Origin of the sequence: Synechococcus sp. 'PEA 65AY6A-5F PE A' (assembly GCF_047462575.1) — a bacterium.
In the GTDB taxonomy this organism is placed as follows: domain Bacteria; phylum Cyanobacteriota; class Cyanobacteriia; order Thermostichales; family Thermostichaceae; genus Thermostichus.
Genome location: NZ_JAOALE010000005.1, coordinates 1 through 24,920 on the forward strand (window position 1 = coordinate 1; position 24,920 = coordinate 24,920).

26 protein-coding genes, 1 tRNA gene and 1 riboswitch are annotated in these 24,920 nt (G+C 60.2%); of the genes, 18 read left to right on the plus strand and 9 right to left on the minus strand.

The features are described from left to right. Window positions 1-331: 331 nt before the first annotated feature. The 3 genes from GG26_RS02805 to GG26_RS02815 form a co-directional block, all read right to left on the minus strand. Entirely contained in the window at window positions 332-445 is a 114-nt protein-coding gene (locus GG26_RS02805; protein ID WP_011428960.1) for a photosystem I reaction center subunit VIII, read from the minus strand. Between the two features lie 49 nt (window positions 446-494). Beyond that, on the minus strand, window positions 495-965 hold the full coding sequence (locus GG26_RS02810; protein WP_099812636.1) for a photosystem I reaction center protein subunit XI: 471 nt from the start codon (window positions 963-965) through the stop codon (window positions 495-497). Between the two features lie 369 nt (window positions 966-1,334). Continuing rightward, the gene (locus GG26_RS02815; RefSeq protein ID WP_346426049.1) at window positions 1,335-1,913 is read right to left on the minus strand and encodes a TMEM165/GDT1 family protein; all 579 of its coding nucleotides are present in this window, start codon (window positions 1,911-1,913) and stop codon (window positions 1,335-1,337) included. Window positions 1,914-2,096: 183 nt separating this feature from the next. Here GG26_RS02815 and GG26_RS02820 point away from each other — a divergent pair. After that, window positions 2,097-2,169 (plus strand) — tRNA-Ile (locus GG26_RS02820). A 196-nt stretch (window positions 2,170-2,365) separates the two neighbouring features. Here the strand turns inward: GG26_RS02820 and GG26_RS02825 are convergent. After that, entirely contained in the window at window positions 2,366-3,640 is a 1,275-nt protein-coding gene (locus GG26_RS02825; protein ID WP_099812638.1) for a D-alanyl-D-alanine carboxypeptidase, read from the minus strand. A 46-nt stretch (window positions 3,641-3,686) separates the two neighbouring features. After that, window positions 3,687-4,067 carry a hypothetical protein gene (locus GG26_RS02830; RefSeq protein ID WP_011428956.1) on the minus strand — a complete coding sequence of 127 codons (381 nt, stop codon included), beginning with the start codon at window positions 4,065-4,067 and terminating at the stop codon, window positions 3,687-3,689. A gap of 330 nt (window positions 4,068-4,397) precedes the next feature. On the opposite strand from GG26_RS02830, the gene GG26_RS02835 reads away from it, so the two are divergent. Both GG26_RS02835 and GG26_RS02840 read left to right on the plus strand, forming a co-directional pair. Beyond that, on the plus strand, window positions 4,398-4,844 hold the full coding sequence (locus GG26_RS02835) for a Fur family transcriptional regulator (protein ID WP_414346803.1): 447 nt from the start codon (window positions 4,398-4,400) through the stop codon (window positions 4,842-4,844). Between the two features lie 180 nt (window positions 4,845-5,024). After that, window positions 5,025-7,406, plus strand: a complete 2,382-nt coding sequence (locus tag GG26_RS02840; RefSeq protein ID WP_414388789.1) for a M48 family metalloprotease — start codon at window positions 5,025-5,027, stop codon at window positions 7,404-7,406. A gap of 7 nt (window positions 7,407-7,413) precedes the next feature. Here the strand turns inward: GG26_RS02840 and GG26_RS02845 are convergent, their stop codons facing one another. Further along, entirely contained in the window at window positions 7,414-7,866 is a 453-nt protein-coding gene (locus GG26_RS02845) for a phosphomannose isomerase type II C-terminal cupin domain (RefSeq protein WP_011428953.1), read from the minus strand. A gap of 125 nt (window positions 7,867-7,991) precedes the next feature. On the opposite strand from GG26_RS02845, the gene GG26_RS02850 reads away from it, so the two are divergent. The 7 genes from GG26_RS02850 to folK all read left to right on the plus strand — a co-directional run bounded on the left by GG26_RS02850 (window position 7,992) and on the right by folK (window position 14,853). Continuing rightward, window positions 7,992-8,357: a 2Fe-2S iron-sulfur cluster-binding protein gene (locus GG26_RS02850; RefSeq protein ID WP_011428952.1), complete on the plus strand. Its 366-nt coding sequence runs from the start codon at window positions 7,992-7,994 to the stop codon at window positions 8,355-8,357. After that, on the plus strand, window positions 8,350-9,648 hold the full coding sequence (locus tag GG26_RS02855) for an O-antigen ligase family protein (protein WP_071813484.1): 1,299 nt from the start codon (window positions 8,350-8,352) through the stop codon (window positions 9,646-9,648). Before GG26_RS02850 ends, GG26_RS02855 begins: the two co-directional genes overlap by 8 nt. Window positions 9,649-9,835: 187 nt before the next feature. After that, the gene (gene rlmD, locus GG26_RS02860) at window positions 9,836-11,230 is read left to right on the plus strand and encodes a 23S rRNA (uracil(1939)-C(5))-methyltransferase RlmD (protein WP_011428950.1); all 1,395 of its coding nucleotides are present in this window, start codon (window positions 9,836-9,838) and stop codon (window positions 11,228-11,230) included. 153 nt (window positions 11,231-11,383) lie between these two features. Further along, window positions 11,384-12,475 carry a redox-regulated ATPase YchF gene (ychF, locus tag GG26_RS02865; protein WP_011428949.1) on the plus strand — a complete coding sequence of 364 codons (1,092 nt, stop codon included), beginning with the start codon at window positions 11,384-11,386 and terminating at the stop codon, window positions 12,473-12,475. Between the two features lie 637 nt (window positions 12,476-13,112). After that, a complete protein-coding gene (folP, locus tag GG26_RS02870; RefSeq protein ID WP_414388793.1) occupies window positions 13,113-13,982 on the plus strand; it encodes a dihydropteroate synthase in 870 nt (289 codons plus the stop codon). Continuing rightward, window positions 13,969-14,340, plus strand: a complete 372-nt coding sequence (folB, locus tag GG26_RS02875) for a dihydroneopterin aldolase (protein ID WP_099884410.1) — start codon at window positions 13,969-13,971, stop codon at window positions 14,338-14,340. The genes folP and folB overlap by 14 nt, the downstream gene beginning before the upstream one ends. Window positions 14,341-14,346: 6 nt before the next feature. After that, window positions 14,347-14,853, plus strand: coding sequence for a 2-amino-4-hydroxy-6-hydroxymethyldihydropteridine diphosphokinase (gene folK / locus GG26_RS02880; RefSeq protein ID WP_011428945.1), 507 nt, complete (start codon window positions 14,347-14,349; stop codon window positions 14,851-14,853). Here folK and gap read toward each other — a convergent pair. Next, window positions 14,839-15,870: a type I glyceraldehyde-3-phosphate dehydrogenase gene (gene gap, locus GG26_RS02885; protein ID WP_099884412.1), complete on the minus strand. Its 1,032-nt coding sequence runs from the start codon at window positions 15,868-15,870 to the stop codon at window positions 14,839-14,841. The two genes, folK and gap, sit on opposite strands and share 15 nt — an antisense overlap. Before the next feature lie 188 nt (window positions 15,871-16,058). Between gap and surE the strand changes: the two genes are divergently transcribed. Next, window positions 16,059-16,790 (plus strand): 5'/3'-nucleotidase SurE, encoded by a 732-nt coding sequence (gene surE, locus GG26_RS02890; RefSeq protein ID WP_011428943.1) that lies wholly within the window; start codon window positions 16,059-16,061, stop codon window positions 16,788-16,790. Here surE and GG26_RS02895 read toward each other — a convergent pair. Continuing rightward, window positions 16,773-17,393 carry a DUF3318 domain-containing protein gene (locus GG26_RS02895; RefSeq protein ID WP_011428942.1) on the minus strand — a complete coding sequence of 207 codons (621 nt, stop codon included), beginning with the start codon at window positions 17,391-17,393 and terminating at the stop codon, window positions 16,773-16,775. The two genes, surE and GG26_RS02895, sit on opposite strands and share 18 nt — an antisense overlap. Before the next feature lie 200 nt (window positions 17,394-17,593). Here GG26_RS02895 and GG26_RS02900 point away from each other — a divergent pair, with 200 nt between their 5' ends. From GG26_RS02900 to GG26_RS02930, 7 genes are all read left to right on the plus strand, one after another. Continuing rightward, the gene (locus GG26_RS02900; protein ID WP_099812645.1) at window positions 17,594-18,358 is read left to right on the plus strand and encodes a GvpL/GvpF family gas vesicle protein; all 765 of its coding nucleotides are present in this window, start codon (window positions 17,594-17,596) and stop codon (window positions 18,356-18,358) included. 160 nt (window positions 18,359-18,518) lie between these two features. After that, window positions 18,519-19,046, plus strand: a complete 528-nt coding sequence (locus GG26_RS02905; RefSeq protein ID WP_011428940.1) for a hypothetical protein — start codon at window positions 18,519-18,521, stop codon at window positions 19,044-19,046. A 50-nt stretch (window positions 19,047-19,096) separates the two neighbouring features. After that, window positions 19,097-19,561, plus strand: coding sequence for a GUN4 domain-containing protein (locus tag GG26_RS02910; protein ID WP_011428939.1), 465 nt, complete (start codon window positions 19,097-19,099; stop codon window positions 19,559-19,561). Window positions 19,562-19,608: 47 nt separating this feature from the next. Next, on the plus strand, window positions 19,609-20,349 hold the full coding sequence (locus tag GG26_RS02915) for a DUF1995 family protein (RefSeq protein WP_011428938.1): 741 nt from the start codon (window positions 19,609-19,611) through the stop codon (window positions 20,347-20,349). Next, window positions 20,313-21,080, plus strand: a complete 768-nt coding sequence (locus GG26_RS02920) for a hypothetical protein (RefSeq protein ID WP_414388798.1) — start codon at window positions 20,313-20,315, stop codon at window positions 21,078-21,080. Before GG26_RS02915 ends, GG26_RS02920 begins: the two co-directional genes overlap by 37 nt. Window positions 21,081-21,282: 202 nt before the next feature. After that, window positions 21,283-21,383: riboswitch (TPP riboswitch) on the plus strand. Window positions 21,384-21,388: 5 nt separating this feature from the next. Then, complete coding sequence (thiC, locus tag GG26_RS02925) at window positions 21,389-22,756, plus strand: phosphomethylpyrimidine synthase ThiC (RefSeq protein ID WP_011428936.1); 1,368 nt, start codon at window positions 21,389-21,391, stop codon at window positions 22,754-22,756. Between the two features lie 149 nt (window positions 22,757-22,905). Beyond that, window positions 22,906-23,298 (plus strand): VOC family protein, encoded by a 393-nt coding sequence (locus GG26_RS02930; RefSeq protein ID WP_414388800.1) that lies wholly within the window; start codon window positions 22,906-22,908, stop codon window positions 23,296-23,298. Window positions 23,299-23,356: 58 nt separating this feature from the next. On the opposite strand, the gene GG26_RS02935 is transcribed toward GG26_RS02930, so the two are convergent. Further along, a complete protein-coding gene (locus GG26_RS02935) occupies window positions 23,357-24,760 on the minus strand; it encodes a phosphoglucomutase/phosphomannomutase family protein (RefSeq protein ID WP_099812648.1) in 1,404 nt (467 codons plus the stop codon). Window positions 24,761-24,920: the final 160 nt, after the last annotated feature.

Below are 24,920 nucleotides of genomic sequence, written 5' to 3' on the forward strand. Positions count from 1 at the left end.
CTTTCTCTCCTTCCTCTTGAATACCTGTACCCTATTTTAAATTAAAAGGCTGTAAGGCTGGCCATCGACTTCTTCTTCTCGTTAAAAGTTGAAAGGGGGTTGCGCAAGCTGCCCTTTTCCTTGTTGGTATGGGATCAGCTCGCCGGATCCTGCTCCACTCTAAAGTCCTTTGGAAGTTCCCCTTTCCCAAAAGCAAGAAGACCCAACCTTGGTCGGGTACTGCCCCAGGCAAGACGGCAGCGCGTCCAGAAACAGCCGCTGTGCCAAAAAGGGAGGGATCCCTTGTCTAGCTAGGGATCCCTCTTCCGAAACCCATTGAGATGAGAACCAGTTAGTCGCGCTCAATGTACAAAAAGAGCACAGCCATGGTTACTGCCGGCAGCAGCCAACCGACAATGGGGACGAAAATCCAAGGAAGATAAGCAGCAGCGTAAGAACCGGTCATGATCTTGCTCCTCTCCAGTGCCTTGACAAGTTTGACAACTCAATTAACCTTAATTCACCAACCCTCGAAAGATGGCGTCGATCCCGGCAAAGTTCTCCAACAAGAAGTAGGCAGCAAACACGCCACCCATACCTCCCAAGAAAAATCCTGCTGTCAGATCCCCCCAGCCACGGGCCGTAGATAGAGGATTGGCGCCCGGCGTTTCCGGCTTGTTTCCAAAGGTAACGCTGCCATAGGCGGACATACAGGCGGTTCCCAGCAGCACAATCGCCATCGCCGTGACCAGCCCGCCCAAATTGGCTGCCTCAGGATAGTCGCGCAGCGGGCCCACCACGATTTCTGGCCCCACCAAAAAATAGCCATGCGCCAACCCAATCTCCAGCCCTCGCAACAGCGGCGATAGGCCAGGCCGGTTAATGGGGAGGTTGTTGATAAACAGACGGGTGAGAGGAGAGTCACTGATGGGCGTTGAAAGATGGCCCTCGCAGGGATCGTCGTTAAAGGTGCGAATGTAATCCATGTCCGAAGATCCTGGCTGGAATTTTGGGATTCATTCTACGGGGCCTCAGTTCTCCTCTCAGCAGCCGCTATCCGGATCGTTAAAAAAGTTCATGCTTGCTTAACAGAGATACAGACCCTCGCGCTTTGGTTCAACGACGCCGTGCCACCCCAGAAGATAGAATGCAACTGCGAGCCGCGCTACACAAAAGGATAGCTTGATAGCCCCGTACTTTAGTACGCGGCGGAAAAGCCCTTGAGCAACTTTAGTTGCTTCTTTGTTATAGTTAGTACAGAGCTTCTCCAGGAAAACAACCTACTGCGGTGCAAAACCCGCGCGGCAATAACTAACCTGGAGGAACTTAAGTCCGAAGTAAGCAGAACTTTGAGGTTATGCCTCAAAGGACTGTCTAGGGGCGTCTTGACAGCGCCTTCGCGAGTCCATTTTGGGCTGCGTAAGAATCCCCTGGGTGGGAGTGTCAATTTTCCCTGGCAGGCCATCCTCGGTTCCTCCAGAGGGCTCACGCTTCCCTTGCCATTCTCGCCAGAGAACATAGCTCCCGATTGCCAGGAAGCCGAGGCCAGCCAACCATTCTAGCCAGGCTGCCGGGATCACCTGCCCCAGGGATCCCCCTAAGGCTACGCTGAGCAAACTGGCGGTCACCAGGGCGCTGGCAGAGCCGAAAAAGATCGCCCAGGGAGACTTGGACTGGGCGCTTATGAGCAAGGTGGCCAACTGAGTCTTATCGCCCATCTCCGCCACAAACACGGTTAAAAAGGTAACAAGCCAGAGCTGTAGCGGGGATCCCTCTGGCGGGTTGTTGACGGCGGAAGGCGCTTCAGGGGGGGACGGCACCGTCTGCGCTTCCAGGGCAGGAGACAGAGCCAGGTTCTGGCCGGTGGGTTGCCAGTCCACAGAGGCGGCTTCGTTCCAGGGGAGATAGTGCTGCCCAACGGCCCAAAAAACCAAACCGAGAACCAAGGATAAGGCAGTCAGCCCCAAGCCTAAAGCCAGTTGCCTCTGCCAGGAACGCGCTGATGCCATGGTCTCTGCTGTCCGCTAACCACCGACATGCAGCTTATCCTGTAGCGGGGCTCTTTTTCACCGGTTCTGGAAAGAACAAGGGCGCTAGAGTAAAAAGTAGAAGAAGAAGGGGCGTTGGCCGAGCGGTTTAGGCAGCAAACTCATAATTTGCCTTACACAGGTTCGATTCCTGTACGCCCCATCGCCGCAACCCTCTCCGGAGAAGGGCTGTAAACTACCCGACTCCGACTGCCCCCTCAATCCCCCCTATATCCCCCCGTACACGGGGGGACTGGGGGGCGGGGCTCCTGCGGCTTCTGGCTGAATTGAAACCGGCTTGCGAGGGTTTGCCATCCCCAGGCGCTTTGCTGCTGAGGCGACCCCTCCCAGGCAAACCGTCAAAGGCGAGGGCTCGACTCCCTGCGGGATCTCGTATCTAAGGGACGAGGCAGCCAGCGCTCGGGCAAGGCGGCGGGGGATCCCCAGCGGGACTGGAGCCGGCTGAGAAACTCTCCCTGCCAGGTGCGCAAGTCGGCCAAGTTGGCCCCGCCGTTCATGACGGCAAACCAGATATCGCCCCGCTCAGTTGGCAACACGCCCGCCAAGGTGCTGACGCCGCTCAGGGTGCCCGACTTGGCGATCAAGATCCCCGGCAGAAGCCGCCGCTCCAGCACGCCCACATCCTGGCCGACGACGGCAAAGGCATCCGCCAGCGACAAGCCGCGCTCTTCCAGCAACGCCTGGGTTGCCCGCAACATGGCTACATTGGCCCGCGGGGAGATGCGGTTTTCCACCCCCAATCCCGAGCCGTTGATCAGGTGCAGCTCTTCTGCCGGGATCCCTGCTGCAGCGCGGGCTATTTGGGCAACCTGGGCCGCTCCTCCCACCGCCTCTGCCAGCATCTCGGCCATGGCATTGTTGCTGTAGAGGTTCATCAGCTTGAGCAGGTGAATGAGGGGAGGCGACTCATGCCTGAGCAAGACCTGGGCCTCCGAAGGGATCTGCTGGGCAACTCGCACCGACCCCAAAATCTCCACCTGCGGCCTGGGGGTGCCGGGGGGCAAGGTCTGGAATTGCGCCTGGGCTTCCGGGGGCCAGAGGCGGGCATCCAGCCCCTGGCGCAGCAGGGATCCCGAACGGGCCCCATCCCGGGAAAAGTTCATGTAGAAGCGGCCCACCACCACCAGATCCCCGCGCACCTGGCGGATCCCCTGGGCGTTGAGGGCGTTCCCCACCGCGAAGGCTTCCTCCCAGACAAAGAAGGGATCCTCCCCCCCCAGCACCCAGAGATCGCCCTGCAAAACTCCGTCCGTTCCCAGCGAACCGGTTGCCAAGTAGGTGGTCACAAAGCGGTGGTGCGGGCCAAACTGCTGCAGAGCAGCCAGGGTGGTGGCCACCTTGGTCAGGGAGGCCGCCGGCAAAGCCTTGGATCCCTGATGTTGCCCCAAAACCTCGTCGCCCCTCTGCAGCCAAACCCCCTGGGCCGTGGAAGCAAAGCCGCGGCCGCTCAACTGGGCCAGGTAGGTCTCCACCTGAGGTTGCAGGGATCCCTGCGCCGTCGCCTGAGCTGAGCTCAGCAGAAGGAACGCCGCCGAGAGCGTCCCCCCCCAGATCGCAACCAGCCGCCAGCCCGGCCGCTGTCGTTGGCAATAGCGTTGCGGAGCACTTTTCACCCAAAATGCCCTCTAAAAACGCCAACCCACCCCCAGAGCGGAGCCCTCAGCTTGGCAACTCCCAGCCGCTTTCTTCTAGCGGCTCCACGTCGATGGTGCCGGGGGGCGTTTGCCGATAAAAATGGCCATCGGCAACAAACAGCGGCTCGCCACAACTGGGGCAAAAGAAGCGGCTGCCCTCGATGGCCTGAGACTCGGACCCACACACCGGGCAGCGATCCGTGGCGATCCAGCGGCGCGCCCACCAGCGAAAGGCCAGCAGCACCAGCACCGGCAGAGAGAGCAAGAACAGCAACAGAGCCACCAACCCGGCGACCAGCCACCCCAGCCCGACACGGGTCAGCAAAGCTGCCAAGGCCAGGGATCCCAGCCAGAAGCCCCAGCCGGTTAGAGAAATGGAATAGGTTTTGGGCTGCTCAAACCGCATCTTTGTTTTCCCTTCCCGTATTGACTACGCTTAGCAACGCCGCCGGGATGCCGCGGGCCTTTTCCCGAGTTATGTTAGCCCAGACTCACTCGAACTATAAGGCCACCTGGGCATACCCTGTAGGCTAGCTCATTTCCAATAGACGCGGGATCCGGTTTCCCGCACCCCTTCTTCTGCCGGCCCAGGCGCTGCCGTTGCTTCTCAAGAAGGCAACAGGATCCCTTTGGCAGCCGAAAGTCAGTGGCGCTATCTTACTTAAATGAGGCTATTATCAATTACAGAACTTATTGACTGTTACGGCGACGTTGCCCAACAGCGGAGGGGGGCATCATGGTCTACACGGAAGAAGCCTTCAAAGCGGAGCTAAATGCCAAAGGCTGGCGAGCCACTCGGCAGCGGGAAATCATCCTCCAGACCTTTCAAAACTTGCCTGAGGGGACTCACCTGAGCGCCGAGGAGCTGCACAAAAAGCTGCGGGAAGAAGGCCACAACATCAGCCTTTCCACCATCTATCGCACCGTCAAGCTGATGGCGCGCATGGGCATTTTGCGCGAGCTGGAACTGACCGAAGGCCACAAGCATTACGAGATCAACCAGCCGGCCCCCCACCACCACCACCATTTGGTGTGCGTCAAGACCAACAAGGTCATTGAGTTCAAAAACAACGCCATCCTGAATATCAGCCAGAAGGTGGCTGAAAAGTACGGCTTTAAAGTGCTGGATTGCCAGCTCACCATCATCGGCATCAGCCCGGAGGGACAGCGCTCGATCTTGTAGCCAAACAATTTCTGCAGCTCAGCTCCTGGATAAATGCTTGCCCTGGGCGTTCTGTACTGGGTTTGGGGGGAGATGGGGATCCCTTGGTAGAGAAAATGCCAGAATAGCCGCTGTAAAGTCGAAAGCCATTGGCAATTGAAGCAATAGCTCAGCTTACCCTACCCCCTCCGGGAGACGGCCATGAACGAGCAGGAATTGGCGCAGTGGCTAGAGCAAGCTCTGGCAGACCTGCGTCTGAGAGTTCAGGTGAAGGCCCAGCCCCTCCAAAGCAGTCCTGGGGATTACGCTTTGGTGATCATGATCAACCACCCTGCTCACGTTGCTCTCGACCATGAGAGGCTGACGGCCTGGTTCCAGAAGGCAATTCCCAGCCGCTATCCCCAAGTCAAGCGCTTGGCTCTCTACAGCCGCCCCATCGGCCAACAGCAGGCCAACTGGAAAACTCAGGTGAGGCTGGCTCCGGAAGCGGCGACGGGCAGGGGGGATCCCGCCGACAGTCCAGATCTCAGCCGCTATTGCTTTGTCCAAGACCGCCAGTTGCTCACCGCTGACCTGCCTCAACCCTCCAGCGTGGTGCGCCAGGCGGTCTTGGGTTTTCATAACCTCACCGCTGGGCAAAAGGAAGAAGTGCTGCCCCTGTTGCCCACCTTGTTCTGCAACCCCGGTGCTGTCTCGACGGCAATGCTGTCGGTGGATGCGGCCCTGTGGCTAGAGCCCTTGAAAAGCCTCAATCCCCACGAGCTGCGCCTGTTGAGCGTTTGGCTGAGCCGCTATTGCTTCAACCCCAGCCGCGCCTTGGCCGACTTGGATCCCGCCACCTCCAATCTCAGAACCGGTCAGACCCGACGCCGGTACCGCGCTCCTCAGACAGGGGTCTCGCTGGTTTTGGCCAGCTTTGCTGGCAACCTCACTCTGGCCGCCGGCGTGACCCTGAGCCTGTTGTTCGGCATGGTGTTTGTGTTGGCCCTGGCCGTTTTCGGCACCTTGGAAGGGGGGTTCTCTTTTGGCTCTTTTCTTTCCGCCGTTCTGCTCACCCTGGCCTTCAACGCCCTAATTTTCTTTTTGTCTCCCTGGTTGATGGACTGGATCCAGCACAGCCTCTACAGCACCCAGTGGGTGAGCTTGGGGGAAATTGGGCGTCGCAGCCCAGAGAGCGCGGAGGTGATCGCCCGCGTCTGTCGCCAGTACAAGCTGAAGCAGCCGAAGCTGGGCTTGATCCGCGACCAAAACCCTACTGCTTTTACCTATGGCAGCCTGCCGGATACGGCCCGCATCGTCGTCAGCGAAGGGTTGTTCACCTACTTGGAAGATGAGGAGGTGGCCACGGTCTATGCCCACGAGCTGGGGCATGTGATCCACTGGGATTTTGCTGTCATGACCCTGGCTTCCACGTTGGTGCAGATTCTCTACCTCCTCTACGTCTACCTGCGCGACACGCGCCGAGACCGCAGAGGGGGCAAAAACATAGGTTCCTTGGCTCTGGTCGCCTACTTTTTCTACGTGGCCGGCTCCTACTTGGTGCTGTACCTGTCGCGGGTGCGGGAGTACTTTGCCGATCACTTTGCCGCCGAAATCACCGGCAACCCCAATGCCCTCTCGCGGGCTCTGGTGAAAATAGCCTTTGGCATTGTGCAAGAAGGGGAGCGGCAACAGGATGAGGAAACCCGACAGCGCAGCGCTCGCCTGCTGGAAGGCACACGGGCCTTGGGGATCTACGATGCCAAGGCGGCGGTGATGGCGGGGACAGCCTACCGGGTGGCCGCGGATCCCAGCCAGGTGGGCAGGGTGTTTTTGTGGGATCTGTTTAACCCTTGGGCCGGGTGGATGGAGCTGAACTCCACCCATCCCCTCACCGGCAAGCGGGTGCGGGCGCTGGGCACCTATGCCGAACAACTGGATCTGCCGGTGGAGTTCGACATGGCCAGCGTGGTGGCCCAGGGCAAGCAGCTCAACCGCCAGCAGCTCTACGGCAATTTTCTTCTGGACGTGGTTTTGTTAAACGCCGAGTGGCTGGGGGCGATCTTGGGGATGGTGCTTGGGATCCCCGCTCTGCAGGCGGGGTCTTACGGCATGTTTGCCGGCCTGGTTCTGGCGGGAGCCAGCTTGGGCCTGCTGCTGAAGATGACGGTGATGTACCCCAGCTTGGAAAACCCGCCGGCATTGACGGTGTTGAAGGCCATGAGCAACCCCTACGCCAGCCCCTTGCGCGGCTTGCCGATGCAGCTAGAGGGGCGGGTGATCGGGCGGGGGGATGCGGGCTATCGCTTCGGCTCCGATCTCAAGTTCCAGGATGAGACGGGGATGATTTTCTTGCGCTATGTTTCTCGGTTTGGGCCGCTGGGCAACTTCCTGTTTGGGGCCAGCCGGGCAGGCAGGCTGGTGGGTCAAGAAGGGACGGTGGTGGGATGGTTCCGGCGGGGGATAGCTCCCTACCTGGATCTGTCCCGCTTCCAGAGCCGCTATGGCGAAGTGGTGACCAGCCATCCGGCCTTTGGACAGGCGGTGCAGGTGGCGCTGGGCTTGATGGCCGCCTTGCTGCTGATGACCGTTTTCCCCTTCTAGGACGGGCTCAGGATGAGGTCGACTGCCCGCTGTCGGCGCGGGCGTAGTCGTCGCTGAAGCGGATAATGTCGTCTTCGCCCAGGTACTGGCCGTTTTGCACTTCGATGATCACCAGGGGGATGACGCCGGGGTTTTCCAGGCGGTGCTTGGTGCAGGGGGGCACGTAGGTGGACTGGTTGGTGGTGATCAGCCGCTCTTCATTGCCGCAGGTCACTTTGGCGGTGCCGGCCACGACGATCCAGTGTTCGCTGCGGTGGTAGTGCATCTGCAGGCTGAGGCGATGCTTGGGCAGCACCACAATCCGCTTGATCTTGTAGCCGGGGCCCTCGTCCAGCACCGTAAAGCTGCCCCAGGGACGAGTTTCAGTATTGCTCTCGATGAGCTTGTTAAAAACTTCAGCCGAGAAGGTAGCTGGCAGTTTTTCCACTGAGGGCATGGGGGAATTGGGAGTTTCTAGCATAGGCTGCTCTCCTGGGGGCCCTGCCTTCAGCTTATCCTATGGAGCTGGGCAGTAGCCCAACTCCACTCAAATCTTGTGGGATCATGGAGAAGTCTCCTCATCGGGGGAAAAGGCCCTTCTTCTCCATGCATTCCTACCCGGTTCACATCCACGACCGCCAGAAAGACGCCCACTACTTCATCCAGGTGCCTGCCGACCAATACATCCTGGAGGCTGCCGAAGCCCAAGGGATCCAGCTTCCCTTTGCCTGTCGCAACGGCGCCTGCACCACCTGTGCGGTGCGGATCCGGCAGGGATCCCTCTACCAGCCGGAGGCAATGGGGATCTCGCGGGAGCTGAAGGAGCAGGGCTACGGGCTGCTGTGCGTGGGCTATGCCCGCTCCGAGCTGTGGGTGGAAACGCAAGATGAAGATGAGGTGTACGAGCTGCAGTTTGGCCGCTACTTTGGCCAGGGGCGGGTACGAGCGGGGATCCCCCTCGACGATGAGTAATTTTTCTGCCTCAGTTGCCTCTAAAGACCTGCCGCCGTCCCCCCGGCCTTGGCAGCTCCAGGGCTGGCTGTTGGGCTCGGCGGCGCTGATCCCGGTCAACCTGGCCCCTAGTCTGTTGCTGGCGGTGGTGGGGACGGTGCAAAGCTATGGCCGCTACTGGCAGCAAATCCGGCGGGATCCCGGCTTTTGGCTGGCGGGCCTGCTGAGCCTGGCGGTGGTGGTGACAGCGCTGCTGGGGGAGGACTGGCGGCTGAGCTTGCCGGGGATGTTCAACTACTGGCCTTTTCTCCTGATGCTGCCGGCCTTTGCTGCAGCGCTGAGGGATCCCCTCAGCCGCCGCTGCCTGGCGCAGGTGTTGGTGCTGGGCAGTGGCCTGATGCTGCTCTTGGGCTGGGGAGAAGTGCTGTGGGGGTGGCAGGGGCATCTCTTCTTGGGGCCGCTCTGGATTACGGGCGTGGCCGGTGGGGAGCGCCCGGCGGCAGCCTTCACCTCCCCCAATCTCCTGGCCATTTATCTTGTGATCCATCTGGGCTTGGCGGCGGGGCTGTGGGGGGCAACTCAATCTCACCCCACCAGAGCAGGGCTGGCGGCGCTGCTGGGGTTAGGATCCCTGCTGTTGCTGCTGACAGCCTCCCGCAACGGCTGGGGGGCAGGGGGGCTGGCGCTACTGATTGGGCTGGCCCTGCGGCGCTGCTGGTGGGGGCTCGCCTTCCTGGCCGGCTTGGGATTAGCCGGCTTGGCCGCTGCTTTGGACTGGCCCGGCTGGCGGGCGGTTGTCCCTTCCTTGATCTGGAGCCGGTTGGCAGACACCTTTGACCCCCAGGCCCCCTATTTCAGCTCGACGGCCAACCGCCTCGATGCCTGGCGCTTTGCCCTGCAGATGGTGTGGGAGCGGCCCCTGACCGGCTGGGGCTGGCAGAGCTTTCCTGCCCTCTACAATGCCCAGGATCCGCCAGAGCTGCTGGGCCACTGCCACAACTTGTACCTCCATCTGGCGGCAGAAGGCGGGATCCCTCTGCTGCTGGGCTACTTGGCCCTTTGGGGTTGGATCTTGGCGCGGGGCTGGCGAGCCTGGCGTTGCTCCCAAGACGAGATCCTCTTGGGAGTTTTACTGGCCTTGACGGCGTTTTTTGCTGCGGGGCTTTTGGATGTGGTGATCTTGGATGGCCGCCTTCACCTGTTGATCACCTTGCTCTTGGGCGCAGCTTGGGGGGCCAGCCTCGAGCTCCGCTGCAGCCAGGCAAAGAGGGTTCCGGCGGATCCCCAGGCACCCCGGTCAATGCCACAATAGAGTTCCTCCCTTGGGTTTTCTGGGATTACTCTGTTTCGGTTGCCGGATTTTCTTACGTATCGAGTTTAGCTTTGGATGGTCTCACCCGATTTCGATTGACCAAAACTTTGGCGGCGCAGGCCCCGCCCTGAGGACTCTGTCCCGCTTGCGCGAATAGGGCTGGGGAGAACGTCAACCACCTTTTTCCATGGAGCAGCCAATCCCTTCTCTGGCCCCTGATCCCATCAAGCCGGGGGATCTCCTATCCCTGGAGATCACCGACCTAACCCCTGAGGGCGATGGCATTGCCCATACGCTTGGCCACGGGCGGGGTCGGGTGGTGTTTGTCGCCCAAGCGGTGCCAGGGGATCGCGTGGTGGCTCAGATAACTGAGATCAAGCGCAACTATCTGGTCGGGCGAATTCGCTCCCTCATAGCTCCCTCGCCGCAGCGGGTGCGGCCGGCCTGCATTGTGGCGGACAAGTGCGGTGGCTGTCAGTGGCAGCACGTCAGCTACGCTCAGCAATTGGTTACCAAGCAGCAGATCCTCAGGGATGCGCTGGAACGAATTGGCGGTCTTACTCTGCCGGAGCCTGTCCCGATTTTGGGATCCCCGCAGCCGCTGCGCTACCGCAATAAGGTCACCTACCCCATTGCCAAAGCAGAGGGCCAGCCGCTGCGCATGGGCTACTACCGACCGGGCAGCCACCGCCTGGTGAACCTCAACCAGTGCCCTGTGCAGGACGAGCGGCTGGATGTGTTCTTGCGGGAAATTAAGCGGGATCTGCAGGAGGCCGGCTGGAGCGTCTACGACGAAAGCCGCCACCAGGGCCATCTGCGTCACTTGGGCTTGCGCATTGGTCGCCGCACCCGCGAGGTGCTCCTCACCTTGGTCAGTTGCAGCCGCGACCTGCCCCACCTAGAAAGGTGGGCCAAGCGCTGGATGCAGTGCTACCCCGACCTGGTGGGGGTTTGTCTCAACCTCAACCCGGCCCGCACCAACACCATCTTTGGCCCGCAAACGGAGGTGATTGCCGGGCGGGGATCCCTGCGGGAAGAATTGGCCGGTCTTTCCTTTTGGATTGACAGCACCTCCTTCTTTCAAGTCAACACGGAGCAGGCGGAGGCCTTTTTTACCTGGATAGTGGATCAGCTCCAGCTGCGCGGCGAGGAGATCGTCCTGGACGCCTACTGCGGCATCGGCACCCTAACCCTGCTCTTGGCCCGGCGGGCCAAACGGGCGATAGGGGTGGAAGTCCTGCCGGCGGCGGTGGCCCAGGCCCGCTACAATGCCCAGTTCAACGGCATCCCCTCGGCCCAATTTTTCCAGGGCGCAGTGGAAACGGTTTTGCCAACTCTGCCTCCTGCCGATATTGTGGTGTTGGATCCGCCGCGGCGCGGCTGCGAGCGGCAGGTACTCGAGATCCTAAAGCAGCGACAACCCCAGCGCCTTGTCTACATTAGCTGTCACCCTGCCACCTTGGCGCGCGACCTGCAAATTCTCATGGCCGAGGGATCCTACCGCCTAACCCAATGGCGAGCGGCCGACTTCTTTCCCCAAACAGGCCATGTAGAGGGGGTGGCCTTTTTGGAGCGGGTCTGAGGGCAACTCCAAAAACCTTGCCCAGCTTGCCGCAGAGCCGCCCTCTTGGTAAACGCAGCAGCCAGAGGCGACAAATGCTAACGTCAAAATAGCGACCTTAAAGTTTCGCAACGGATCCCTTTCCATTACCCTAGTTTTTCTTCCGCGATCTCGATGCTCAGAGCTGGAATTGTTGGCCTGCCCAATGTGGGCAAATCGACTCTATTTAACGCCCTCTGCGAAAATGCCAAGGCCGAGGCGGCCAACTTCCCTTTTTGCACCATTGAGCCCAACATAGGACGGGTGGCAGTGCCGGATGAACGCCTGCAGGTGCTGGCCAAGATCAGCGGCTCGGCGGCAATCGTCCCCGCCCAGATTGAGTTTGTTGACATTGCTGGCCTGGTGGCCGGCGCCAGCAAAGGCGAGGGGCTGGGCAACCAATTTCTCTCCCACATCCGCCAGGTGGACGCCATCGTACATGTGGTGCGCTGCTTCAAAGATGAGAACATCGTGCATGTGGCCGGCTCCGTGGATCCGGTGCGAGACATGGGCGTGATTAACCTGGAGCTGGCCCTGGCGGATCTGGCCCAGATCGAGCGGCGCTTAGAACGGGTGCGCAAACAGGCCAAGTCCGACAAAACGGCTCAAGTAGAGCTGCAGGCCCTGGAGAAGCTGCAGGCCGCTTTGGACGAGGGCAAGCCGGCCCGCCTGGTGCCCCTCAGCCCAGAAGAGGAGGCCTCCATCAAAGGGCTAGGGCTGCTCACCCGCAAGAAGGTGATCTATGCCGCCAACGTGGCAGAAACGGAGCTAGCCACTGGCAACGACTGGGTAGAGCAGGTGCGGCAAGTGGCCCAGGCAGAAGGGGCGCGTGTGGTGGTGGTCTCAGCCCAGGTGGAGGCGGAATTGGTGGAGCTGCCGCCTGCAGAGCGACAGGCTTATCTAGACTCGCTGGGGGTGAAAGAAGGGGGGCTGAAATCTTTGATCCGCGCCACCTACGAGCTGCTGGGCCTGCGCACCTACTTTACTTCCGGCCCCAAAGAAACCCGCGCCTGGACAATCCCTGCCGGTGCCACTGCTCCTCAGGCAGCGGGGGTCATTCACTCGGATTTTGAGCGGGGCTTTATCCGGGCGGAAACGATAGCATATGAGGACCTAGTGGCAGCGGGATCCCTGAGTGCCGCCCGAGAAAAGGGCTTGGTGCGCAGCGAGGGCAAAGACTACGTGGTTCAGGAAGGAGATGTGATGCTCTTCCGTTTCCATGTCTAGGACTCCCTAGCCTATTCAGCCAAGCCGTGGTTTCTCAGCAGTGCCTCTAGGCAAAACGACTTATCTAGCCAGGGATCCCTGCTTCCAAGGGGTCTGCTTGACGCAACCGTTTTCCTGAGAAAACTGTTGACGCTGTAACGAAACATCACAATAATTGGACTAGATAAACAAGTACTTTAAGGGATGTATTGATGGATCTGCTGCAATACGGGCCGATGGCCTGGGTTTACCTAGCAATTTTTGCCTCCATCATCTGGTGCATCTGGGGTCGTTCGGAAGACGACATCATGTTTTAGCTCAAGCGGGAGGGGTTCCTCTGCGAGCTAAGGCTACTCCTTGGCCTTAGGCTGGCAGGGGATCCCTCCTAGGTATGGCTTTTTGCCGACCTCAGGTGACGTTTCCCCTCACTCACTCAACCAACTGAGGGTCATACCAAGGCAGATACACAACCGCGGCCCGCGCCACGCAGCCACTCCTCCCCTTCACGGGAGACACCTAGCAATACCCCAAAACAAACGGAGCGAGGGATCTGTATAGATTACTGCCCCCTGCGCTTCCCTACTTCTAGAATTCAGCTAGGCACGCGCTGGTCCTATCTGGGGCGGCTGCTCTGACAGCGAATTAGCTTGCAGGAGTTATGGGCGTTACCAGCTTGCTCTCTCGCCGTCCCCTGCCTGGGGCAGAACAAACACCGGAGGGGTACTGCCTTTCCTGGCGGGGTGTGGCGGTGATGGGGGTACTCAATGTAACCCCCGATAGCTTCAGCGACGGCGGCCAGTGGGGATCCTTGGAGGCAGCCGTGCAAGCGGCCAAGGCCATGGCAGCAGCGGGAGCTCTGATTGTGGATATCGGCGGCGAGTCTACCCGGCCGGGGGCGGAGCCGGTGCCGGTAGAGGTGGAGTGCGACCGGGTTTTGCCTGTAATTCGGGCTCTAGAAGGATCCGGAATTCTCCTCAGCGTCGATACACGGCGAACAGAGGTGGCTGCTGCTGCTCTGGCAGCGGGGGCACACATCATCAACGATGTCACCGGGCTGCGGGATCCACAGATGATGCAGGTGTGTGCCGAGAAGGGGGTGCCAGCGGTCATCATGCACATGCGGGGAGAGCCGCGCACCATGCAGCAGCTCACCGACTACGACGACCTTGAGGGAGAAGTTTTTGGGTTTCTCAAGGATCAAGCGGAACGGGCCCTGGCAGCCGGTGTTCCCAGCGTGGTTTTGGATCCCGGCCTGGGCTTTGCCAAAACCGCCGAGCAGAACATTGCCCTCCTCAGAGCGCTGCCGCGGCTGGTGGCCTATGGCTACCCGGTGCTGGTGGGAGCCTCGCGCAAAAGTTTTGTTGGCCAGCTTGCCGGCATTGCTGTGCCCAAAGAGCGGGATAGCGCCAGCGTAGCCGTGCACCTCTTTGCCGCCAGCCGGGGCGCTACCCTGGTGCGGGCGCACAACGTCCCTGCTCATGTCTCGGCTCTGGCGGCCTGGGCAGGTCTCCACGATGAACCCAACTAGGCTGGTGCTGCGGGGTCTTAGCTTCCATGCCCACCACGGCTATCGTCCTGAGGAGGCCGTGTTGGGAGGGCGCTTTGTGGTGGATGTGGAGATGCAGCTTGGTTGGGTTCCCCAAGCGGATGACCTGGCCCACACAGTGGACTACGCCCAGGTGTACGAGGCGGTGCGGGAAGAGGTAACCCAGCGACGCTACCGGCTGATCGAGACGTTGGCAGACCGGATTGCTGAGCGGCTGTGGCAAAGCTATCCCCAGGTGGAAGCCCTGACGGTGCGGGTGCACAAGCCACAGGCCCCCCTGCCCGGTTTGTTCGACGATGTCTACGTGGAGATTGTCCGCCACCGTTCTCCCAATAGCTAACCCTCGATGCAGCCCGACCTAGCCTACATTGCCCTGGGCAGCAACCTAGGGGATCCGCTGCAGCAATTGCGCTCGGCTGGGCAGAAGTTGCTCAGGTTGGGCCAGGTGGTGGCTCGCTCCAGCCTCTACCGCAGCCCCGCCCAAGGGGGGCCACCCGGCCAGCCCGACTACCTCAATGCTGTGGTGGCGTTGGATCCCTTTCCCCCTTACCAATCGCCCCTGGAGTTGCTGAGGGCGCTGCTGGCCATCGAGCAGGAGGCAGGGCGAGTGCGGCGCATCCGCTGGGAGGCCAGGACCCTGGACTTGGATCTGCTGGCAATGGGCAACCGGATCCTGAAGAGCCCTGAGCTAACCCTGCCCCACCCTCGCATGATGGAGCGCCCTTTTGTCCTGGCCCCGCTGTGCGAGATTGCTCCCCATTGGCGCCACCCCGAAACCGGCATAGCCGCAGCTGAGGCGCTGGCTGCCCTGGATAGCTCCTGGCTGGAGCGCACTGACCTAGGCTGGGATTGAGCTCTTTAGCGCAGCCGCCATTTTCGCCGCCAGATCCACCAGCCGCGAGGCATAGCCGTACTCGTTGTCGTACCAGGAGAGCACCTTCACCGTGCGATCCCCCAGCGTCATCGTCGACTCCAGATCCACAATCGAAGAATGGGGATCGCCGATGATATCGGCCGAGACAATGTGCGGCGGGGCAATGGCCAGGATACCGCGCATCGGCCCTTCTGCTGCCTCCACAAAGGCTTGGTTGACCGCCTCTTTGGTGATAGGCTGCTCGGTGCGCACGACAAAGTCCACAATCGAGCCGGTTAGGGTGGGCACCCGCAGCGCCAGGCCGTCCATCTTCCCTTTCAGGGCAGGCAAAACCTCGGCAACTGCCGTGGCTGCCCCAGTGGTGGAAGGCACAATCGACACCGCCGCCGAGCGGCCCCGGCGATAGTCCTTGGGATCCGGGCGATCCACAATGGCCTGGGTGGCGGTGTAAGCGTGGCAGGTGGTGAGAAAGCCCGTCTCGATGCCGAAGCGATCCAGCAAGACCTTGGCCAGCGGCGCCAGACAGTTGGTGGTGCAGGAGGCGTTGGAGACGATATGGTGCCGCTCTGGGTCGTACTGGTCGTCGTTAACCCCCATCACCACCGTCAGGTCGGCGCCTTTGGCAGGAGCGGAGATGATCACTTTCTTGGCGCCGGCTTCTAGGTGTTTGGCCGCCCCCTCCCGCTTGGTAAACAGGCCGGTGGACTCTATCACCAGGTCAACCCCGAGGTCTTTCCAGGGCAGTTGCGCCGGATCCCGTTCTGCCAGAACCCGGATCTTGTGGCTGCCGACTTGCAGGTGGCCATCCACAACGCTCACCGTCTGGGGCAGGCGCCCGTAGGCGGAGTCAAATTGCAGCAAGTAGGCCAAGTTCTCCGGCTCGGTGAGATCATTAACCGCCACCACCTCCAGCCCTCGCCCCGGCTGGGAGAGCAGCGCCCGCAAAAACGACCGGCCAATGCGGCCAAATCCGTTGATGGCTACCCGTGTGGTCATGGCAATCCTCCGGTATCAGTTCATGGTCATGGGTCGAGGGCTGCGGCGCAGGAGACGCCAACCCCTTAGGGATAGGTTAGAAGAAGAACGGGATCCGCCTTGCCTTTGCACTTCAGATCTCCAGATTTGGATCCCAACGGAGATTTGCGATTTAGGCTAACCCAGGAATTGCCGGTAGAGGAATTCAGATGAAGGTATTGCTGACCAACGATGATGGCATCGAGGCGGCGGGGCTGGCACACCTCAGACTGGCCCTCAGCGCTCTCGTTGCCGAGGAAAACTGCTGGATTGTGGCCCCCCACCAGCCGATTTCCGGCTGTAGCCACCAGGTAACGACGGGGCGGCCCTTTCGCGCCTGGGCCCGCGGCGAGCGTACCTTTGCCGTCGAGGGATCCCCTGCCGACTGTGTGCGGGTGGCCCTGTTTAAGCTCGCCCCTGCCGTGGATTGGGTGCTTTCTGGCATCAACGAGGGAGGGAATCTGGGATCGGATGTGTACTTGTCCGGCACGGTGGCGGCGGTGCGGGAGGCGGCGCTGCGTGGGATCGGAGGGATCGCCATTTCCCAGTATCGGGCAGGGAGCCAACCCATCGATTGGGAGCAGGCCCAGCGGTGGACGCGGGAGATCCTGGCCGAGCTGATGGAACAACCCCTGCCAGCCGGCTCCTTCTGGAATGTCAACTTGCCCCACCTGCCACCGGGATCCCCTTTGCCGGAGCGAGTTTACTGCCCCCTCTGCACGCAGCCGCTGCCACTCGATTACGCCGTAGAAGCAGAGGGGGAAGGCTTGGCATCGCTGTGGTTTCGCTACCAGGGGCGCTACGCAGAGCGAGCCCGCGATCCCCAGACCGATACCGATATCTGCTTCTCCGGTCGGATCGCCATCACCCAGGTGCACCTGTGCTCAGGAGCTCCCAGGTGAGGGGGTGAGGTTGCGGGCGATGGTTCTCAGCCGCTGCAGCCGCAGTGCCGTCAGGATATCGGTGGGATCCAGCTTGAGAACCTGCTCCAGGGCATCTGCTAGGTGTTGGGCTGCCTCTTGGCGGGTGTAGCCGCGGAACTGGGCGCGGCGCAAGGCAAACTCGTCGGCATCGAAATGGGCGCTCTCCCGATTCAGGTTTTGCCAGATCTGCCGCACCGAGAGCGCCGTGATGCCCCCCGCCAACAGGGCAGAAAACGGGTGCTGCAAAGAGAGCTCTGCCACGGTGGTGATGCCACCAAGCAAGGCCAGCGACTGGTAAAACCCCGGCTGTAGCCAGTTGCGGTTGTCGAACCAGCCCACCTCCCGCAAAAACAACAGATCCCGCTGCGGCTGCGGGATCCCTTGCCAGCGGCGAAAATCGATGGCAATGATGCCCTGCGGCTGCCAAGGGGCCTTGCGGCGGGAGAACAACAGGGCCTCACCTCCCGAGTGGGGGACAACGCGGATCAAGGCCCGGAGAGAAGCGGGAAGCAGATCCCGCAAGCGTTCGATCTCTTCTTTTTGAAAGGTTTCCAAGGGTTTGAAGTCTGAGCGGCTGGTCATAGTTTTACCTGTAGAGGCACGGAGAGAGAGGATCCCACCTACCCCCCGGCAGCCTTGCGGCCCTGAACACCCCAGACCTGAAAAACCCTGCCAGGTTAGTCTACCGCATCTTCAGGTCGCCAGTAGCAGCCCCCCAGGGCAAAAAGCGCCAGCAAGTTTGCTTAGACTGAGAGGAAAAGTCTACGCCTCGATCCGAGCCAATGCCAGTTTTACCGGAACCCAGCGAACAGAGCGCCGGCAGCCCCCTTTACACCTATGCCTTCTTGCCGATGCCAGACGCGCCGCTTTGGCATTTCATTCAACAAACTCAAGGGATCCGCGGGCCGCTGCAGGTGTTTTCTCCCACAGGAGGCCGAATTGCCGCTGCTGTGGAGCCGATGCCGGATCCTGCGTCGCTGCAGGCTTCGGATGAGGTGCTGCTGCGTTCTGCCCTGCGCCACGACCAGGTGATCTGCCGGCTGTTTGCCCAGATGCCGCTGCTGCCCCTGCGCTTTGGCACCTGCTTTCTCTCAGCCGAAAAGCTGGGATCCCACCTATTGGCCCAGCAGGCGGAGTACGAACAGGCCCTCGCGGCCATCGGGGGAAGAGCCGAGTACTGCCTGAAAGGAAAACTGTCGCCCCAGCCCCCCCCGGATCCCCAACCCGCTCCCAGCGGCACAGCCTATCTGTTGGCCCGCAAACAAGCCTATCTCCAGCAACGACAGGCCCAAGAGCGGCAAGAACAGGAGCTGGCGGCCCTGCAGCAGCTTTGGCCTTCTACCTGGCCAGTGCAAAGAGGGGATCCGCAGCCGGGAGAAGTCCTGCGGCTTTACTTCTTGCTCACCCCTGCCGAACGGGAAACGGCAGCCCAGCTCGCCCAAACCTGGGTAGCAGCACACCCCCACTGGCAATTGGACTGGAGCGAGTCCCTGCCCCCCTATCACTTTGTGGGTGCCCTGCGGGATCCCTCCAGATGTACTCAGTAGTGCCCTAGCAAAAGGATCCCGTTTCGCGCGCCCGGAAACCCTGACCCAGCGAGGATGCAATGTTTTGGCTGTAATTTTTCAGGGTATTACTTACGGATTCTGGTGAGGGATGGGACTACACTACTATTTTTGAAAGTGACCTCCCGTCCCCTCAGCCGTCATGACCCTGGAAACATTTTTTACCCAGCTCAACGCCAACGGCTTAACGATTGCCATCCTGCTCTTTGCAGCTCCTTGGTTGGTTTGGGTTCTCTGCCACTGGATCCCAGGGCAGTGGGAAGAGCCTTTTTTGCTCAGCTTGAACATTGGCTTAGCAGCGGCAAGCCTTGTCCTCTGGGCCGGTTACTTGGCCTATGCCACCAACACGGCCGGCTGGCAGGCGGTGGTCAAGCAGGCGGATATGTTCTTGTTGCTGGTGCCTCCCTACTATTTCCTTAGCTCCATCTGGGTGGCACGGCAGCGCATGCCCCTCTCGCGGGTGCCGGCTTTCCGCACCTTGCAAGGGATCAGCATTTTGGCGGCGGTCTATCTCATCCTCTCTTGGCTCAGCCGCCGGGTCTATGTTGTCTTTTTCTCTTACCTACCCTTTTCGGCCTTTCTGTGGATCCTGGCGGGGTTGTTGGGGGTGGCCTATATTGGCTATCGCATCCTCTTTGGGAATCCGCCCCAGTACCCGCCCGAAAGCTGAGGGGCTGGCCGACAGGGACTAGAATTCGAAAGAAACCCTTTGCAACGGCAATGGTGACAGTCCCTCTGATTTCAGCCCTGAACATCGACTACCGGCCTTTGCAGGAGTTGTTAGCGGCGGGAGCTTGGCTGGAAGCGGATCGGCTGAGCCTGCAACTGCTGTGCCGGGCGGCGGGGGAGGGGGCGGCGCGGCGGGGCTGGCTGTACTTTTCCGAGGTGAGCCGGATCCCGGCAGAGGATCTGCGCACCATCGATGGCCTGTGGCGGGCGGCCTCCGGGGATCGCTTCGGCTACTCGGTGCAGCGGCAACTCTGGCTGGGGGTCAACCGCAACTGGGAGCGCCTCTGGCCGCTGATTGGCTGGAAGCAAGGCTACCACTGGACTCGCTATCCCGACGAGTTCACCTGGGATCTGTCCGCTCCCAAGGGCCACCTGCCCCTTTCCAACCAACTGCGGGGGGTGCGGGTGCTGGAGGAGCTGCTTACCCACAGAGCTTGGGAAGACCTATCCGGCTGAGCGTCTTTTGAATCTTATTGAATCTAAAATCTAAGTTGGATTGGACTGTGGCCGAGCAACTGCAACTGACCCAATTTCCCCACCTGCCCGGCGATCTGGCCCAAGCCTGCGAGCAGGCCATCCAGGCCACACGCCTGGCCCTGCAAGCGGGATACCGCCGCTTGCTCATCGAGATCCTGGCCCCCGACATCAAGCCGGAAGTCTTGGCTCGTCCATTTTTGGAGTTGGTGCCGCCACCGGCTTTGGTGTTGTTCAGCGATGCCGGCGGAGCGGCCCTGGCCCAGCGGGAATGGGGATCCCTCCCCGACGGGATCCAACTGCAGAGCCTGACTGCCCGCACCCAACCTACGCCAGAACAAAGTGTCCTGTTCGTGATGCCGGCGGTTTACAGCCTGGATCAGGTGGAGCGGGTTTGCCAGTTGGTGAGCGGCGGCGATCCCTCTGGGCTGGCGGCCAAAGGCCGGGATCCCAAGCCCGTCGTTCTCCTCAACCCGCAACTTCAGGATGCCGCCGCAGTGGGGGTGGGGTTGGCCGGGCGCCGGCTGCGGCAACGCTTCCTGAGCACCTTTGAGACCAGCTACTACCTGCGCTCGCTGGTAGAAGGAGCCCTGTTTCGCGCCTACCCGGATCCCTGGAGCGTGTGGCAGCAGGAAGAGCCCGGCCTCTACAGCGTCCTCAAAACCTTTAGGGCTCGGCCCAGCGGCGAAGAAGTGGCCGAGCTGTTCAGGGCCAGCAAGAGAGGGGATCCCTGGTGGAGCTGGCGGCGCTGGCTGGGCGGGATCCCATGATCGACCTGCAGCTTCAAGACTGGTGGTCGCGGCAACGGCTCACCCAGCTTAGCTACCCCAACCTATCTCTCAGCGGCGCAAGTGTGTCTTTGCGAGTCATTTTAGAGCCATTTAAAAACGTCGGCGCGATCTGGTATTCAAAGATTTATGGAGAGTATCAGGATAATGTTTTATTGCTGGCCTGCTCTCCAGATTTAGAAGGACTATCGGATCGTGTAAGATGCCTAGAACAGTCTCCTATTCAGAAACTTTGCCGAGAAAATTTTTCCAAACATTTTACTGAATATTTGCTAACTGATGCCGTCGCCTATGAATTAGAAATCCGATTTGAAGGCAAAGACTTTCTTGTTGTCAACCAAGAGAGGCTTGGAAATAGAGTTGTCCACCAAATCTACATTCACGACAACTGCTTTTTCAAACCCGTAGAGGACGATCTCCTAAGCAAGATTATCGGTTGCGTTCTTGAGCAACATAGCTTCTACTTAGGGCAGGAAATCGACTGGTCAGAGATCTCGGCGAGATTAACTGATCACTTGCTCACTTCGAGCAAAATCGAGATCCAAAGCGATCCCAAGAGGCAACATGTGTGGATCCCACAGCTAGAAGAAAAAAGTATCCTCTCGGATCCCTTTTTCAAAAAGCTTTCGGCCAAGGCACAGTGGTTATTGAAGGCAGATAAGCCCGTTTTAGAAAGAAAAAAGCCACTGCCTGAAGGGTTCGCCAGCATCTAATGCTTCTGATGATATTTTTGCCCCCTAGCTGCAGCACCTTCCCCAGGGCAGACTGCTCGTATCGCTGCTCCTATCGGAAAGGGACTGGGGGTGAGGGGAGAGACTGGAAGGGTCAGCGGCGCGACGCGCCAGGGCATTGTCTCAAACTACTCTGATATCGATCCCAAAGTTCCAATCCAGTTCCAATTTCGGTGATAGAATCACAACACGCTAGGAGTGTCTGGGGGCTGCCCCCAGGCTGAGATTACATCCTCAGAACCTGATCTGGGTCATACCAGCGTAGGAAAGCGAGTACCGGAGTTGACACCATGCGCAGCGAATGGGTTGCCCGCCGTCGTGGGCAAGCAAATGTTACGCAAATGCACTTTGCCCGGCAGGGCGTGATTACCGAAGAGATGGACTACGTGGCTCGGCGAGAGAACCTACCGCCGGAGCTGATCCGCTCAGAAGTGGCGCGGGGCCGCATGATCATCCCTGCCAATATCAATCACACCAACCTAGAGCCCATGTGCATCGGGATCGCCTCCCGCTGCAAAGTCAATGCTAATATTGGCGCCTCCCCCAGCTCCTCTGGATTAGCCGAAGAGCTGGAAAAGCTGAAATTGGCCATTAAATACGGCGCCGATACCGTTATGGATCTGTCCACCGGCGGCGGCGACTTGGACGAAATTCGCACGGCTATTATCCAAGCTTCTCCGGTGCCCATCGGCACGGTGCCCATCTACCAAGCTCTAGAAAGTGTCCATGGCAATGTCGAAAAACTCTCGGCAGAAGATATCTTGCACATCATCGAAAAGCAGGCCCAGCAAGGGGTGGACTACATGACCATCCATGCCGGGATCCTCATCGAATATCTGCCATTGGTGCGCAACCGTCTCACAGGAATTGTCTCTCGCGGAGGTGGGATCCTGGCCCGTTGGATGTTGGCCCACCACAAGCAAAACCCGCTCTACACCCACTTCCGCGACATCATCGAGATCTTCAAGAAATACGATGTTTCTTTTAGCCTGGGCGATGCTTTGCGGCCCGGATGTCTGCACGATGCTTCTGACGAGGCCCAGATGGCGGAGTTGAAAACCCTGGGGCAGTTGACCCGCATGGCCTGGGAGCACGATGTGCAGGTGATGGTGGAAGGGCCAGGGCACGTGCCGATGGATCAAATTGAGTTTAACGTGCGCAAGCAAATGGAGGAATGCGACGAGGCTCCTTTCTACGTTTTGGGGCCGCTGGTAACCGATATTGCCGCTGGCTACGACCACATCAGCTCTGCCATTGGGGCGGCCTTGGCCGGCTGGTACGGGGCGGCGATGCTCTGCTACGTAACTCCCAAAGAACACCTGGGCTTGCCCAATGCCGAGGATGTGCGCAACGGCCTCATTGCCTACAAAATTGCCGCCCACGCTGCCGATATTGCCCGCCACCGTCCTGGGGCCAGGGATCGAGATGACGAGATGTCCAGAGCCCGCTACAACTTTGATTGGAACCGACAATTTGAGTTGTCTTTAGACCCAGAGCGGGCGCGAGAATATCACGACGAGACCTTGCCGGCAGATATCTACAAAACGGCGGAGTTTTGCTCGATGTGTGGACCGAAGTTCTGCCCCATGCAGACCAAAATGGACGCAGAAGCGTTGAGCGAGCTGGAGCGATTCTTGGCCAAGCAGCCAACAGCTTAGGCATTAGCTTGCCCTGGGCCTCGAACGAAGTTGGAATCGACCTTGGTTCCATCCCTGCTCTCGGGGGAGTGGGGAGGGGCTCTCTCTGCAAGCTATGCTGGGTTATAGAGAAACCCTTGCGGTTGTCTCTGTGGAGGAGAGAGAAGAGCATGGCACTGAAGCAACTTGGACATGTTGCCGTCCGCGTAGAAGACATCTCTAAGGCAGTAGAGTTCTACGAAAAGTTGGGGATGGTCAACGTCTGGAAGGATCCCGACTGGGCCTATATGAAAGCCGGAGACGATGGGCTGGCACTCTTGGGGCCGGGCTACCGGGCGGCAGGGCCCCACTTTGGCTTTGTCTTCAGCAGCAGGGAGGAGCTGGAGGAGCAGCATCGGCGCTTGCAAGCCGCAGGGATCCCGGTAGGGGCCATTCACAGCCATCGGGATGGCACTGCCTCCTTCTATGGCAAGGATCCCGATGGCAACCTGTTTGAGTTTCTGTACGAGCCGCCAGGCACTTTTGACCAAGCCAAGGCCAAGACAGCCGAGGCAACTGCTTGAGCTCTGAACTGCTATCGCGCACAAGCAAGCTAGGGGCCGTGGGCGTCCTTCTGTAGCCCTAAGCAATCTTGCTGAGCAGCCCAGCTGCCCAATCGAGAAGACGGTTCACTTCTTCTGAGGTTCTGGCTTCCGAGTAGAGCCTCAGCAGAGGTTCGGTGCCGCTGCCCCGGATCATCACCCAACTGCCGTCGGCAAGGCTAAACTTGTGGCCGTCGCGATCGAAATGCTTGATTACCTTTTGCCCCAGGATCTCAAGGGGGGGATCCGTCTGTAGCTGCTGGAAGAGCCGGGTTTGTTGACCTTGATCCGCCAGGTGCAGGTCGCGGCGTAGGTAAACTGAGGTGAACCCTTCCCGTTCTTGCAAAGCTCGGTAAAGGGCGCTCAGATCTTGCCCGGTTTCGGTGACGGCTTCGATCAAGTACAGGGCAGAGAGGAGGGCATCCCGCTCGGGGATGTGGCCCAGATAGCCGATGCCGCCCGATTCTTCTCCCCCCAGCAACACCGGTGTGCTCAGCATGCGCTCGGCGATGTACTTAAAGCCCACCGGCGTTTCCGTAACTGGCAGGCCATAGCGCTCGGCCACCTTCACGAATAGCTCCGAGCCGCTGATGGTTTTGACGATCTCGCCCCGCAGGCCGCGCCGCCCCGCCAAGTGGTCGATCAAGATGGGAATGAGGATCTGCGGGCTGAGAAAATGGCCTTGCCCATCGAGGGCAGCAATGCGGTCGGCATCGCCATCGAAGACCAGACCCATCTTTAACGGGGCGGGATCCGCTGCGATGATCTGGGCAGAGGTCTGCAGGTTTTGCGGCAGCGGCTCCGGTGGGAACCCGCCAAACAAGGGATCCCGACGTGCCTGCAATTCGATCACCTTCTCCCCCAACAGGCGGCTGAGGCCCCCGGCGCCAGAGCCAAACATGACATCCACCCAGATCTTGGCCGGGGATCCTTTGAGCTTCTCCAGATCCACAAAGCGGCTGAGCTGAGCCAGGTAGCCGGGCCAGGGATCCCAGGTTTCGATGGGGGCTGGGTTGGATGCGAGAGGTTGCAGGTGGTGCAGCTCCTGCTCGATGGCGGCGGTAACCTCCGGCGGCACGGAGCCGCCAAATCCGCCTTTGACCTTGAGGCCGGAATAGTGGGGCGGGTTGTGGCTGGCGGTGATCACCAAGGCGCCGTGGCAGCCGCGCTCTTTGGCCGCCCAGCTAAAGGCCGGTGTCGGGGCCACACAGGCAGAGAGATAAACCGGGATCCCCAGCCGCGCCACCACCTCGGCAGCGTGGGCAGCAAATTTTTCTGAGAGAAAGCGGTTGTCGTAGCCGATCAGGATCCCTGCCCCAGGATAGGTGCGGGCCAGCACCTGGGCGCTGGCTTGGGCGGCAATGCCCAAGTTCTGGAAGGTAAAGCCATCGGCGATCACGGCTCGCCAGCCGTCAGTGCCAAAACGAATGGAGTTCCCGGCCATGATTGCACCCAGATCCACCCCGACTACAGAGAAGGATAGCTTGGTAGCCCTGCACTTGAGGGCAGGGCGGAAAAGCCCGTAAGCAACTTTAGTGGCTCGCCAAGAGTTGCCACCAAGGCGTACCGTTCCCAGGCGAGCACCGACCGGTGGCAAGCGTCCG

Excerpts from the sequence above, each read along its gene's own strand:
- GG26_RS02900 (WP_099812645.1), top strand. The coding sequence starts at position 17,594 with ATGCCAGTTTTACCGGAACCCAGCGAACAGAGCGCCGGCAGCCCCCTT.
- gap (WP_099884412.1), bottom strand. The coding sequence starts at position 15,870 with ATGACCACACGGGTAGCCATCAACGGATTTGGCCGCATTGGCCGGTCG.
- GG26_RS02810 (WP_099812636.1), bottom strand. The coding sequence starts at position 965 with ATGGATTACATTCGCACCTTTAACGACGATCCCTGCGAGGGCCATCTT.
- GG26_RS02840 (WP_414388789.1), top strand. The coding sequence starts at position 5,025 with ATGAACGAGCAGGAATTGGCGCAGTGGCTAGAGCAAGCTCTGGCAGAC.
- surE (WP_011428943.1), top strand. The coding sequence starts at position 16,059 with ATGAAGGTATTGCTGACCAACGATGATGGCATCGAGGCGGCGGGGCTG.
- folB (WP_099884410.1), top strand. The coding sequence starts at position 13,969 with ATGAACCCAACTAGGCTGGTGCTGCGGGGTCTTAGCTTCCATGCCCAC.
- GG26_RS02845 (WP_011428953.1), bottom strand. The coding sequence starts at position 7,866 with ATGCTAGAAACTCCCAATTCCCCCATGCCCTCAGTGGAAAAACTGCCA.
- GG26_RS02905 (WP_011428940.1), top strand. The coding sequence starts at position 18,519 with ATGACCCTGGAAACATTTTTTACCCAGCTCAACGCCAACGGCTTAACG.
- GG26_RS02930 (WP_414388800.1), top strand. The coding sequence starts at position 22,906 with ATGGCACTGAAGCAACTTGGACATGTTGCCGTCCGCGTAGAAGACATC.
- GG26_RS02855 (WP_071813484.1), top strand. The coding sequence starts at position 8,350 with ATGAGTAATTTTTCTGCCTCAGTTGCCTCTAAAGACCTGCCGCCGTCC.
- GG26_RS02910 (WP_011428939.1), top strand. The coding sequence starts at position 19,097 with ATGGTGACAGTCCCTCTGATTTCAGCCCTGAACATCGACTACCGGCCT.
- thiC (WP_011428936.1), top strand. The coding sequence starts at position 21,389 with ATGCGCAGCGAATGGGTTGCCCGCCGTCGTGGGCAAGCAAATGTTACG.
- GG26_RS02895 (WP_011428942.1), bottom strand. The coding sequence starts at position 17,393 with ATGACCAGCCGCTCAGACTTCAAACCCTTGGAAACCTTTCAAAAAGAA.
- GG26_RS02805 (WP_011428960.1), bottom strand. The coding sequence starts at position 445 with ATGACCGGTTCTTACGCTGCTGCTTATCTTCCTTGGATTTTCGTCCCC.
- GG26_RS02835 (WP_414346803.1), top strand. The coding sequence starts at position 4,398 with ATGGTCTACACGGAAGAAGCCTTCAAAGCGGAGCTAAATGCCAAAGGC.
- GG26_RS02830 (WP_011428956.1), bottom strand. The coding sequence starts at position 4,067 with ATGCGGTTTGAGCAGCCCAAAACCTATTCCATTTCTCTAACCGGCTGG.
- ychF (WP_011428949.1), top strand. The coding sequence starts at position 11,384 with ATGCTCAGAGCTGGAATTGTTGGCCTGCCCAATGTGGGCAAATCGACT.
- folK (WP_011428945.1), top strand. The coding sequence starts at position 14,347 with ATGCAGCCCGACCTAGCCTACATTGCCCTGGGCAGCAACCTAGGGGAT.
- GG26_RS02850 (WP_011428952.1), top strand. The coding sequence starts at position 7,992 with ATGCATTCCTACCCGGTTCACATCCACGACCGCCAGAAAGACGCCCAC.
- GG26_RS02935 (WP_099812648.1), bottom strand. The coding sequence starts at position 24,760 with ATGGCCGGGAACTCCATTCGTTTTGGCACTGACGGCTGGCGAGCCGTG.
- rlmD (WP_011428950.1), top strand. The coding sequence starts at position 9,836 with ATGGAGCAGCCAATCCCTTCTCTGGCCCCTGATCCCATCAAGCCGGGG.
- folP (WP_414388793.1), top strand. The coding sequence starts at position 13,113 with ATGGGCGTTACCAGCTTGCTCTCTCGCCGTCCCCTGCCTGGGGCAGAA.